This window comes from Vibrio harveyi NBRC 15634 = ATCC 14126 = KCTC 12724, assembly GCF_001591145.1.
Taxonomy (GTDB): Bacteria; Pseudomonadota; Gammaproteobacteria; order Enterobacterales; family Vibrionaceae; genus Vibrio; species Vibrio harveyi.
Genome location: NZ_BCUF01000004.1, coordinates 1 through 13,193, shown reverse-complemented (window position 1 = coordinate 13,193; position 13,193 = coordinate 1). Strand labels below are relative to the sequence as shown.

Annotated in this window: 9 protein-coding genes; all 9 read left to right on the top strand. The window is 45.5% G+C overall.

Annotated elements, in window-relative coordinates; genetic code table 11:
- Positions 1–25: 25 nt before the first annotated feature.
- Positions 26–1,339, top strand: coding sequence for a UDP-N-acetylmuramoyl-L-alanine--D-glutamate ligase (gene murD / locus VHA02S_RS03045; RefSeq protein WP_038897795.1), 1,314 nt, complete (start codon positions 26–28; stop codon positions 1,337–1,339).
- Between the two features lie 18 nt (positions 1,340–1,357).
- Positions 1,358–2,554: a cell division protein FtsW gene (ftsW, locus tag VHA02S_RS03040; RefSeq protein WP_009697607.1), complete on the top strand. Its 1,197-nt coding sequence runs from the start codon at positions 1,358–1,360 to the stop codon at positions 2,552–2,554.
- Positions 2,541–3,608, top strand: a complete 1,068-nt coding sequence (gene murG / locus VHA02S_RS03035) for an undecaprenyldiphospho-muramoylpentapeptide beta-N-acetylglucosaminyltransferase (protein ID WP_038897796.1) — start codon at positions 2,541–2,543, stop codon at positions 3,606–3,608. The genes ftsW and murG overlap by 14 nt, the downstream gene beginning before the upstream one ends.
- 22 nt (positions 3,609–3,630) lie before the next feature.
- Positions 3,631–5,088: a UDP-N-acetylmuramate--L-alanine ligase gene (gene murC / locus VHA02S_RS03030; RefSeq protein ID WP_005447797.1), complete on the top strand. Its 1,458-nt coding sequence runs from the start codon at positions 3,631–3,633 to the stop codon at positions 5,086–5,088.
- 191 nt (positions 5,089–5,279) lie between these two features.
- A complete protein-coding gene (locus VHA02S_RS03025) occupies positions 5,280–6,065 on the top strand; it encodes a cell division protein FtsQ/DivIB (protein ID WP_009697609.1) in 786 nt (261 codons plus the stop codon).
- The gene (ftsA, locus tag VHA02S_RS03020) at positions 6,058–7,320 is read left to right on the top strand and encodes a cell division protein FtsA (protein ID WP_005447800.1); all 1,263 of its coding nucleotides are present in this window, start codon (positions 6,058–6,060) and stop codon (positions 7,318–7,320) included. Before VHA02S_RS03025 ends, ftsA begins: the two co-directional genes overlap by 8 nt.
- 30 nt (positions 7,321–7,350) lie before the next feature.
- A complete protein-coding gene (ftsZ, locus tag VHA02S_RS03015) occupies positions 7,351–8,595 on the top strand; it encodes a cell division protein FtsZ (protein WP_009697610.1) in 1,245 nt (414 codons plus the stop codon).
- Positions 8,596–8,696: 101 nt separating this feature from the next.
- Positions 8,697–9,614, top strand: a complete 918-nt coding sequence (lpxC, locus tag VHA02S_RS03010) for a UDP-3-O-acyl-N-acetylglucosamine deacetylase (RefSeq protein ID WP_005447804.1) — start codon at positions 8,697–8,699, stop codon at positions 9,612–9,614.
- Between the two features lie 781 nt (positions 9,615–10,395).
- Entirely contained in the window at positions 10,396–13,125 is a 2,730-nt protein-coding gene (secA, locus tag VHA02S_RS03005; protein ID WP_009697611.1) for a preprotein translocase subunit SecA, read from the top strand.
- The last annotated feature ends 68 nt before the right edge of the window (positions 13,126–13,193 follow it).

Below are 13,193 nucleotides of genomic sequence, written 5' to 3'. Positions count from 1 at the left end.
AATAAGACAAATTGCGTGAGCAAATATGGAACGTTGGCAAAACATACATAAGGTTGTTGTTGTAGGGCTCGGTATTACCGGGCTCTCTGTCGTTAAACACCTAACAAAAACACAACCGCAACTAGCGGTCAAAGTCATTGATACGCGTACTAACCCTCCTGGGGCTGAACGCTTGCCTGAGCAAGTCGAATTGCACAGTGGCGGGTGGAATACTGAGTGGCTTGCAGAAGCTGACTTAGTTGTGACTAATCCCGGCATTGCTTTGGCGACACCAGAAATTCAAGTCATTCTTGCAAAAGGGACGCCAGTTGTTGGCGATATTGAACTCTTCGCTTGGGCTGCCGATAAACCTGTTATTGCGATTACTGGCTCTAACGGTAAAAGCACAGTAACGGACTTAACTGGTGTCATGGCGAAAGCCGCAGGTCTAACAGTAGGTGTCGGTGGCAATATCGGTGTTCCTGCTCTTGATTTGCTAGAGCAAGATGCAGATTTGTATGTCCTTGAATTGTCCAGCTTCCAATTAGAAACTACGTCGAGCTTAAAACTCAAAGCCGCTGCGTTTCTAAACCTTTCTGAAGATCACATGGATCGTTATGACGGCATGGCGGATTATCGACAAGCTAAATTGCGTATTTTCAACCATGTAGAACTGGCAGTTGTAAATCGAGATGACCAAGAGACCTTCCCTGATATTGATATGCCGTTAGTGACATTCGGGAACGATGAGCAAGCTTACGGTCTTGAATTGGATGGCAATCGTACTTGGTTGCTCGATCATGGTCAGCGTGTCATTGCTAGTGATGAGCTAAAGCTGGTTGGTAAGCACAATTTAGCCAATGCTCTAGTCGTACTTGCACTGCTTAAAGCGGCAGGTGTGGATTATCACAAATCATTGAATGCACTTAAAACTTACACGGGTTTGACACATCGATGCCAAGTGGTTGCGGATAATCGTGGCGTAAAATGGGTGAATGACTCAAAAGCGACCAATATTGCGAGCACTATGGCAGCGCTTTCTGGTTTAGAGTCGACGGGCAAACTGTACTTGCTCGTTGGTGGTGTTGGTAAAGGTGCGGATTTCACTCCACTAAAACCGATCTTCGCGACACTGAACCTGCAACTTTGCTGTTTTGGCGCTGATGGCGATGAATTTATGCCACTGCACGAATCAGCAACTCGTTTCGACACCATGGAAGATGTGATTCAACAGATATCTTCGCAGTTAAAAACGGGTGATATGGTGATGCTGTCTCCGGCATGTGCTAGCTTTGATCAATTCGACAACTTTATGGCAAGAGGTGACGCATTCGCAGCTCTTGCCGAGAAATACGCATAATTAAAGGTCACACACTTCGTGGGTTTAGGTAACGTTAAACGCAGCATTGGTATTTGGCTTAAGCATCCTGCACCTGAGGCGCTTTTTGATCGTCAGCTTGTATGGATTGCGTTGGGTTTGATGTTAACGGGGTTGGTGATGGTGACATCAGCATCATTTCCAATCAGCTCTCGTTTGACGGATCAGCCATTTCATTTCATGTTCCGTCATGCAACCTTTCTTGTACTCGCGATAGGTGTCTCTTCCGTAATTCTGCAAGTGCCATTAGAGCAGTGGTTTAAGAGAAGTCATTATCTTCTTTGGCTCTCTTTTGGGTTACTGATTGTTGTACTGCTCGCGGGTAAGTCGGTGAACGGTGCATCGCGTTGGATACCTCTCGGTCTGTTTAACTTGCAGCCTGCCGAAGTCGCCAAGCTCTCGCTATTTGTCTTCATGTCTGGTTATTTAGTACGTAAGCAAGACGAGGTCCGTCAGACTTTCTTTGGCGGATTTATGAAGCCAATCATGGTATTTGCCTTCTTCGCAGTATTGCTCCTGGGGCAGCCCGATTTAGGTACTGTGGTTGTAATGTTGGTGACCTTGTTTGGCATGTTGTTCATTGCAGGGGCGAAGCTGACACAATTCTTGGCTCTAATGATTGCCGGTATTGCGGCTGTTGTTGGCTTGATTTTGGTCGAGCCATACCGTATTCGTCGTGTCACTTCGTTCTTAGACCCTTGGGAAGACCCATTCGGTAGTGGTTATCAGCTAACGCAATCTTTAATGGCATTTGGTCGCGGTGAGTGGTTTGGTCAAGGTCTTGGTAACTCAATCCAAAAACTTGAATACCTACCTGAAGCGCACACTGACTTCGTGTTTGCGGTACTGGCTGAAGAGCTGGGTTTTGTTGGTGTCGTGTTAGTGCTAATGCTGATTTTCAGCTTGGTGCTTAAAGCGGTTTACATTGGCAAACGAGCGTTCGAAGAAGGCGAAATGTTTGGTGGTTACCTCGCATTTGGTATTGGTATTTGGTTTGCCTTCCAGACGTTGGTTAACGTCGGCGCTGCTGCCGGTATCGTTCCAACCAAAGGTCTTACTCTTCCACTGATCAGTTATGGTGGTTCGAGTCTTATTATTATGTCCGTGGCGGTGTCTATCTTGCTGCGTATCGATCATGAATGCCGCTTAAAGCACGGCAAGAAAGAATCAGAACAACAAGTCGATGAAGAAAAATAAACGTTTGATGGTGATGGCTGGTGGTACTGGCGGTCACGTATTCCCTGGTCTAGCGGTAGCTAAGCAGCTACAAGAGCAAGGTTGGGAAATTCGCTGGTTGGGTACCGCGGATAGAATGGAAGCTGATTTGGTGCCAAAACACGGTATCGAAATCGACTTTATCAAAGTAAAAGGTCTACGAGGTCAAGGCGTTAAGCGCCTTCTTGCGGCACCATTTCAGATTATTAATGCCATCATGCAAGCTCGCACTCATATGAAGCGCTGGCAACCCGATGCAGTGCTGGGCATGGGCGGCTATGTCAGTGGTCCCGGAGGTATTGCGGCTTGGGTGAGCGGAATCCCTGTCGTATTGCACGAGCAAAATGCAGTAGCAGGTTTAACGAATCAATGGTTATCAAAAATCGCTAAGAAGGTTTTTCAAGCTTTCCCGGGCGCTTTTCCAAATGCCGAAGTGGTTGGTAACCCAGTTCGTGAAGACGTGACTCAATTGGTCGCGCCAACCGAACGCATGCAAGAACGCCAAGGTCCAATTCGCATTCTGGTTATGGGTGGCAGCCAAGGCGCACGCATTCTTAACCAAACTCTGCCAGAAGTGATGGCGAAATTGGGTCAAGATTACATTATTCGCCATCAAGCGGGCAAAGGCGCAGCGGAAGAAGTCAACGCAGCATACCAAGGCAATGGCGTGGTGAATGCAGAGGTAACAGAGTTTATCGATGATGTGGCGCAAGCTTATGCGTGGGCAGACTTACTGGTTTGTCGCTCAGGCGCGCTAACGGTATCTGAAGTGTCTGCTGCTGGTGTGGGTGCTATCTTCGTTCCGTTTATGCATAAAGACCGTCAGCAAGCATTAAATGCAGATCACTTAGTGGATTGCGGTGCAGCGAAAATGATTGAACAACCAGATTTAACCGTTGAGTCACTGACTCAGCAGATCCAACAATTGGATCGACATGCTTTACTTACAATGGCAGAGCAAGCGCGTGGCGCTGCAAAATTGAATGCGGACCGAGTTGTCGCACAAGCCATTGTCGCTTTGACCGAAAAGCGTTAACGAATTATTGAGAATAGAATTGATGACTATCCAACATACACAAGACTTAGCTCAGATTCGCGCAATGGTGCCAGAGATGCGCCGCGTGAAATCCATCCACTTCATCGGTATTGGTGGTGCGGGCATGAGCGGCATTGCAGAAGTGCTGTTGAACGAAGGCTACCAAATCACAGGCTCTGATTTATCAGAGAACCCAGTGACAGAGCGTTTAGTATCAAAAGGTGCGACGGTATTTATCGGTCACCAAGCAAGTAATGTTGAAAAAGCCAGTGTTGTTGTGGTTTCAACCGCGATCAACGAAGAAAACCCAGAAGTGATGGCAGCACGTGAGTTGCGTATCCCTATCGTGCGTCGAGCAGAGATGCTTGCTGAATTAATGCGCTTCCGTCACGGGATTGCTGTTGCGGGTACACACGGTAAAACGACGACGACTGCTCTAGTTACGCAAATCTATTCTGAAGCAGGTCTTGACCCAACGTTTGTTAACGGTGGTTTAGTTAAGAGTGCAGGTACAAATGCACGCTTAGGTTCGAGCCGAATTCTGATTGCAGAAGCAGATGAAAGTGATGCTTCATTTTTGCACCTACAACCTATGGTAAGCATCGTGACGAACATCGAAGCTGACCACATGGATACTTACGGTGGCGATTTCGAAACGTTGAAGCAGACATTCATCGATTTTCTTCACAACTTGCCTTTTTATGGTCAAGCTATTGTCTGTATTGACGATCCAGTCATTCGTGAGCTTATTCCACGTATTAGTCGCCAAGTGATAACTTACGGCTTCTCTGAAGACGCTGATGTGCGCATAGAGAATTACCATCAAGAAGGTCAACAGGGCAAGTTCACTGTGGTTCGCGAAGGTCGTGCAAACCTGGATATCACGCTGAACATCCCTGGTCGCCATAACGCATTGAACGCATCTGCAGCGATTGCGGTTGCTACAGAAGACGACATCAGTGATGAAGCGATCTTAAAAGCAATGGCGGGTACACAAGGTACAGGTCGTCGATTTGATCATTTAGGCGAGTTCGATACTGGTAATGGTCATGCAATGCTTGTCGATGACTATGGTCATCACCCAACAGAAGTGGACGTGACGATTAACGCAGCACGCAGTGGCTGGCAGGATAAACGTCTCGTCATGATTTTCCAGCCTCATCGTTATAGCCGTACCCGTGACTTATACGATGACTTTGCGAATGTGCTGGAGCAAGTGGATGTTCTGATCATGTTGGATGTATACGCAGCGGGCGAAAAACCGATTGCCGGCGCGGATGGACGTGCTTTATGCCGCACTATTCGTAGTCGCGGAAAGGTCGATCCAATTTTTGTCCCAGAAATCGAGCAATTACCTTCAGTTTTGGCTAACGTTATACAAGATGGCGACCTGATTTTGACTCAAGGCGCAGGTGATGTTGGTAAAGTTGCCAAGCAGCTTGCTGCTCTTGAATTGAATATAAATAAGATGCTTGGCTAACAATAGGGACGGGCGCAAAGTGCAGAGAAAGACCTAGATCTCGATTTTGCGTCAAGAACGTTGTGATTTATCACTATCAGTGTTTGATAGTTTACAAGAGCTCAGTATAATCCCAAGGTTAAAGTCAATGCTTTTGCCAATGTGTACTAACACGGTGAAAAGTACAGGACAAAAGTCAGGAAACGAAGACGTTGTTGAATATTGCACTGAATGAAGAGCGACTTAACACGGACAATAACCGTGGTCGTCAAGATAAAATCTTGGGTGCGCTATTTTTCTTTGTTGTGGTGACCTTAATTAGTTCTGTTTTGTACTCAGCGATCAGTTGGATGTGGGATGACCAAAGGTTACCTCTCTCCAAAATTGTACTTCAGGGAAAACTGGAGTATGTCACAGCAGACGATGTGCAAGCAGCGTTTGGACAAATTGATCATATTGGCACCTTTATGTCTCAAGACATTGATGTGTTGCAGCAAAGTGTCGAAGCCCTTCCATGGGTCGCGCATGCTGCGATTCGTAAGCAATGGCCAGACACGGTAAAAGTATTTTTGACAGAACATCAACCCGTTGCCATCTGGAATGGCAATGAGCTGTTAGATGCTAATGGCTTAGTATTTAATGGTGATGTTGGCCTGCTAAAGGAAGAAAAAGTTAAGTTATATGGTCCCAATGAGACTGGACCGGAAGTTTTGCAAACCTATCGCGATCTCCGTCCTAAGTTCCAAACGTTGGGGCTGGCTATTTCGTCATTAGTGTTAAACGAACGACGAGCTTGGCAGATCATCCTTGATAACGGTATTCGACTAGAGCTCGGTAAAGAGTCTCTGGATGAGCGGATAGAGCGCTTCTTTTTGCTTTATAACAAGCTCGGCAGTGACACTCAAAGAATCAGTTATATCGATCTTAGGTACGATACGGGAGCCGCAGTTGGTTGGTTCCCTGAACATGAGTTAGAACAAGAGAGTACGAATGACTAAGGCCGCTGATGACAACATTATTGTTGGTCTTGATATAGGCACTGCAACCGTATCAGCTCTAGTGGGTGAGATTCTACCGGATGGCCAAATAAATATTATTGGTGCGGGTAGCAGCCCTTCACGTGGCATGGATAAAGGCGGCGTGAATGATTTGGAGTCGGTTGTAAAATCAGTACAACGCGCAATTGATCAAGCTGAGTTGATGGCGGAATGCCAAATCAGCCGAGTATTTATTTCGTTGTCTGGTAAGCATATCGCAAGCCGAATTGAAAAAGGCATGGGCACCATATCTGATGAGGAAGTGTCTCAGGAAGATATGGATCGCGCTATCCATACTGCAAAATCGATTAAAATCGGTGATGAACAGCGAATCCTTCATGTGATTCCACAAGAGTTCACCATCGACTACCAAGAGGGCATTAAAAACCCACTTGGTTTATCAGGAGTGAGAATGGAAGTCAGTGTCCATTTGATCTCATGCCATAATGATATGGCACGCAATATTATTAAGGCTGTAGAACGTTGTGGTCTTAAAGTAGAGCAACTTGTGTTTTCTGGGCTTGCTGCAAGTAATGCAGTGATCACCGAGGATGAAAGAGAGCTTGGGGTTTGTGTGGTTGATATCGGTGCCGGCACGATGGACATTTCTATCTGGACCGGTGGTGCGTTACGTCACACTGAAGTATTTTCTTACGCAGGAAATGCAGTAACTAGCGATATTGCTTTTGCTTTTGGTACGCCAGTGAGCGATGCTGAAGAAATAAAAGTCAAATATGGCTGTGCCTTGAGCGAACTAGTCAGTAAGGATGACACGGTTAACGTTCCTAGCGTAGGTGGTCGACCTTCACGTAGTCTGCAACGTCAGACGTTGTCAGAAGTGATTGAACCACGATACTCTGAGCTTATGGGACTGGTTAACCAAACTATCGACTCTGTACAAGCGAAATTGCGCGAAGAGGGCATTAAGCACCATCTCGCTGCGGGTGTAGTTCTTACCGGCGGTGCTGCGCAAATCGAAGGAGTGGTAGAATGTGCGGAACGCGTATTCCGCAACCAAGTAAGGGTTGGCAAACCGCTTGAAGTCAGCGGGTTAACTGACTATGTAAAAGAGCCGTACCATTCTACGGCAGTTGGATTACTTCATTACGCAAGAGACATGCAGTCTAGCGACGATAGCGATTATAATGAACCTAAGCGCTCATCTGTTACTGGCTTTTTCGGTAAATTGCGTAATTGGATACAAAAAGAGTTTTAACCTGAGTTGCAGGATAAACGGAGACAACACATGTTTGAACCGATGATGGAAATGTCTGACGATGCAGTAATCAAGGTCGTTGGAGTTGGTGGCGGCGGTGGTAACGCCGTTGAACACATGGTGCGTGAATCCATCGAAGGTGTGGAATTCATCAGCGTCAACACTGATGCGCAAGCACTTCGTAAGACAAGCGTTGGCAATGTCATTCAGATTGGTGGTGATATCACTAAAGGTCTGGGTGCAGGTGCGAATCCACAGGTCGGCCGTGAGGCAGCTCTCGAAGACAGAGATAGAATTAAAGATTCCCTAACTGGTGCCGATATGGTGTTTATCGCAGCAGGTATGGGTGGCGGTACAGGTACTGGTGCAGCACCTGTTATTGCTGAAGTAGCTAAAGAGCTTGGCATTCTTACTGTTGCGGTCGTAACAAAACCGTTCAGCTTTGAAGGCAAAAAGCGTTTGGCATTTGCTGAGCAAGGTATCGATGAGCTGTCTAAGCATGTTGACTCTTTGATCACAATTCCAAACGAAAAGCTACTTAAAGTACTTGGTCGTGGTGTAACGCTATTAGAAGCTTTCGCAAGTGCGAACGACGTTCTTAAGAACGCTGTTCAAGGTATTGCGGAGCTAATTACTCGCCCTGGCATGATCAACGTCGACTTTGCAGACGTACGTACTGTGATGTCTGAAATGGGTCACGCAATGATGGGTAGCGGTATCGCGAAAGGCGAAGATCGTGCAGAAGAGGCAGCGGAAATGGCAATTTCTAGCCCACTTCTAGAAGACATCGATCTAGCTGGTGCTCGTGGTGTTCTTGTTAACATCACTGCTGGTCTGGATATGCGTCTTGATGAGTTTGAGACTGTTGGTAACACAGTGAAAGCATTTGCTTCTGACAATGCAACCGTAGTTATCGGTACTTCTCTAGACCCAGATATGACTGATGAAATCCGCGTAACAGTTGTTGCGACAGGTATCGGCAACGAGAAAAAACCAGACATTACGCTAGTTGCTGGTGGCAAAGCGAAAGTAGCACCAACTGCGACTCCGCAAGCTCAACCACAACAGCAAGCTGCGGCACCACAAGCTGAAGAGAAACCGGCACAGACTTTGCAAACTACTCCAGTGCAAGAGAAGCCACAGGTAACTCCTCAGCCGACAAACACAGTTTCTTCTTCTCCAGCTTCTGCGGGTCAGAGTTCTGCCGCTCCTAAGCAAGAGAAGGAAAGTGGTTATTTAGATATCCCGGCATTTTTGCGTCGTCAGGCTGATTAATCTTTAACCCATAAATTTGACATAGCTCAAGATTATGGTAGCATTCACGGTCGACGTTACAGACGACCGTGTTTTGTAGCATATTTTAGAGAGGCAAGCAGATGATCAGACAACGTACTCTGAAAGAAATAGTGAAAACAACTGGTGTGGGTCTCCACTCTGGTCGTAAAGTCACACTTACTCTGCGCCCAGCTGCTGCAAACACAGGTATCATTTACCGTCGTACAGATGTAAACCCACCTGTAGATTTTCCAGCTGACCCAGCGTCTGTTCGTGACACTATGCTATGTACAGCATTGGTGAACGATGAAGGCGTGCGAATTTCAACTGTAGAACACTTGAATGCAGCACTTGCTGGTATGGGTATCGACAATATTATTGTCGAAGTAGACGCTCCTGAAATTCCTATTATGGATGGCAGTGCAAGCCCGTTTGTATACCTGCTACAGCAAGCTGGTGTTGAAACGCAAAATGCACCTAAGCGTTTTATTCGTATTAAGAAACCAGTTCGTTTTGAAGATGGCGATAAGTGGGCAGAGTTTGTTCCATTTAATGGCTTCCGTATGGACTTCGAAATCGACTTTAACCACCCTGCGATTGAATCAGACGAGCAACGTCTTCTGTTTGATTTCTCATCTCAAGGTTTCGTTCGTGAAATTTCTCGCGCACGTACGTTTGGTTTCATGCGTGATATTGAATACTTACAGTCTCAGAACTTAGTTCTTGGTGGTAGTTTCGATAATGCAATTGTACTGGATGATTACCGTATTCTTAACGAAGAAGGTCTACGCTTTGATAATGAGTTTGTTACTCACAAAGTACTAGATGCTATTGGTGACCTTTACATGTGTGGTCATGCCATTATCGGTGAGTTCCGTGCTTTCAAATCAGGTCACGGTCTAAACAACCAACTTCTACGTGCAGTTCTTGCGGATCAAGAAGCATGGGAATGGACAACATTCGAAGAAGAAGTGGGTTCACCAGTTGCTTTTGCAGAACCAAACATGGTTTTAGCGTAATAAACAGCGCAAACAGATTAAAAAAGCCAGGCAATGCCTGGCTTTTTAGTATCTGAATGTTGAGTCTATATTTCTGACGTACGCTTTGTTTGACATAGGCTTTTGGCAGCATGTGAAGCGTTCTGCAAATGATCGTTCAACGATCTTCTGTGAAGATATTACTTTCAATGAATACAGATGTCCTGTAAATGCCTATTAGAAATGGCAATGGCGAATAGTGAAACATTGCCACTTTTTACCGCTTGGCAAGGCGTTGCCGATCCTTTTCTTACCATTATGATCTTTTAACGTTGAACACCAAACTTAGGATCCTTTTTAAGTGAAGGCGATAAAATTATGATCTTACATAGGTAAAATCTAATTTTGTTGAGATATGGGTATTCAAAAGCAGCTTTCTACTGGGCGATGGTTTACATTATTGCCTTTATCTTCAGCTCATAGCGACGATTTGAACTTAGCCACTAGAGGCTGATTCTTCTAAAGAATGGCTTATAAAATACTGACTTTGCGCTTTGATGAGGGGGTAATAGTGGCTAATACATCATCAGTTTGTCTAAAAACTTACGAGTGCTTCAAACAAATACGTCTATTTATGGTTGTATCGACGAAAAATCCTTACACTAAGCCACATTGATTCAAAATTTAGCCTTGAAATATGGATGTTTGAACTCAATATCTTTGATAAATGATTTATCTCAGTATTCTTAGTTCCAAACTGGCAGAGACTGAAGGCATTACGAGTAGATCGGGAACGGTCTGATTAAAGAGAGATTCACGAAAAATGATAACTAAGCTACTGACAAAAGTAATTGGCAGTCGCAACGACCGAACACTGCGCCGCCTTAGAAAAATTGTAAAAGAGATTAATAACTACGAACCAACGTTCGAAGCACTTTCTGATGAAGAGCTAAAAGCGAAAACTGTTGAGTTCCGTGAGCGCCTAGAGCAAGGTGAGACTCTTGATAAGCTACTTCCAGAAGCTTTTGCTACGGTTCGTGAAGCATCTAAGCGTGTTTACGGTATGCGTCACTTCGACGTTCAGCTTATCGGTGGTATGGTACTGAACGGCGGTCAAATTGCGGAAATGCGCACTGGTGAAGGTAAAACTTTAACTGCAACCCTTCCTGCTTACCTAAACGCACTTCCAGGTAAAGGTGTACACGTAGTCACAGTGAACGACTACCTAGCAACACGTGATGCTGAGACTAACCGTCCACTATTTGAATTCTTAGGTATGACAGTTGGCGTGAACGTGCCAAACATGCCTCCTCAAGCGAAAAAAGAAGCTTACCAAGCTGATATCCTTTACGGTACAAACAACGAGTTTGGCTTTGACTACCTACGTGACAACATGGCTTTCCGCAATGAAGACCGTGTTCAACGTGAACGCTTTTTCGCAGTTGTCGATGAAGTGGACTCAATCCTTATCGATGAAGCTCGTACTCCTCTGATCATCTCTGGTCCAGCAGAAGATAGCTCGGATCTATACACTCGTATTAACCTGCTTATTCCAAATCTTCAAAAGCAAGATAAAGAAGACTCTGAAGAATACCGCGGCGACGGTCACTACACGGTTGATGAGAAATCTAAACAAGTTCACTTAACGGAAACGGGTCAAGAATTCGTTGAAGAACTAATGGTGAAAAATGGTCTGATGGAAGAGGGCGATACACTTTACTCTCCAACTAACATCAGCCTACTACACCACGTTAATGCAGCGCTTCGTGCACACGTATTGTTTGAACGCAATGTAGATTACATCGTCAATGATGACGGCGAAGTTGTGATCGTCGATGAACATACCGGTCGTACAATGCCGGGTCGTCGTTGGTCTGAAGGTCTTCATCAAGCGGTTGAAGCGAAAGAAGGCGTTAAGATTCAAAACGAAAACCAAACGCTGGCATCGATCACCTTCCAGAACTACTTCCGCCTATACGAAAAACTGTCAGGTATGACAGGTACAGCGGATACAGAAGCATTCGAATTCCAATCGATTTACGGTCTAGAGACAGTGGTTATCCCAACCAACAAACCTATGATCCGTAACGATATGCCAGACGTAGTTTACCGTACTGAAGCTGAGAAATTCGCTGCAATTATCGAAGACATCAAAGAGCGCGTAGAGAAAGGTCAACCATCTCTAGTAGGTACGGTTTCTATCGAGAAATCAGAGCTACTCTCTAACGCACTTAAGAAAGCTAAGATTAAACACAATGTACTGAACGCTAAGTTCCACGAACGCGAAGCAGAGATCGTTGCAGAAGCGGGTACACCTGGTGCGGTAACGATCGCGACTAACATGGCTGGTCGTGGTACGGATATCGTGTTGGGTGGTAGCTGGCAAGCGAAAGTCGAAGCGCTTCAAGATCCAACCAAAGAACAGATCGATGCTATCAAAGCTGAGTGGAAACAAGTTCACGATCAAGTACTAGAATCAGGTGGTCTGCACATCATTGGTACTGAGCGTCACGAATCTCGTCGTATCGATAACCAGTTACGTGGTCGTTCAGGTCGTCAAGGTGACGCAGGTTCATCTCGTTTCTACCTATCGATGGAAGATTCACTACTACGTATCTTCACTTCAGATCGTATGGCTAGCCTTATCCAAAGCGGTATGGAAGAAGGTGAGGCGATTGAATCTAAGATGTTGTCTCGTTCAATCGAAAAAGCACAACGTAAAGTGGAAGGTCGTAACTTCGACATCCGTAAACAGCTTCTTGAATACGATGATGTAGCAAATGATCAGCGTAAAGTAGTTTACGAATTACGTGATGAGCTAATGAGCGTTGACGACATTAGCGATATGATCGAACAAAACCGTGAAGATGTTGTTACTGCGATCATCGATGAATACATTCCACCACAATCTCTAGAAGATATGTGGGATGTGGAAGGTCTTCAAGAGCGTTTGAAAGCGGACTTCGATCTAGATGCGCCTATTAAGCAATGGCTTGAAGAAGACGACAAGCTATACGAAGAAGCGTTGCGTGAGAAGATCATCAACCTAGCAGTTGAAGTCTACAAAGCGAAAGAAGAAGTAGTCGGTGCGCAAGTACTTCGCAACTTCGAGAAGTCAGTTATGCTTCAAACGCTAGACACGCTTTGGAAAGAGCATCTAGCGGCAATGGATCACCTACGTCAAGGTATTCACCTACGTGGTTATGCGCAGAAGAACCCGAAACAAGAGTACAAGCGTGAGTCGTTTGAACTGTTTGAAGGTTTACTAGAAGCGCTTAAGACGGATGTGATTACCGTGCTATCTCGCGTACGTGTTCAACAACAAGAAGAAGTTGAGCGTATGGAAGAGCAACGTCGCGCGCAAGCTGAAGAAGCAGCTCGTCGTGCCCAAGCTCAACACGCAGCAGCACAAAACCCACTAACTGAAGGCGAAGAGTCTGAAGAAACGTCTAACCAACCAATGGTTCGTGAAGAGCGTAAAGTGGGTCGTAATGAGCCTTGTCCATGTGGCAGCGGTAAAAAGTACAAACAGTGCCACGGTAAAATTGACTAATACAGTCCGAAAATATTGATAAAGAGTCGCTTAGGCGGCTCTTTTTGTATTGATATACCCAAGTAACC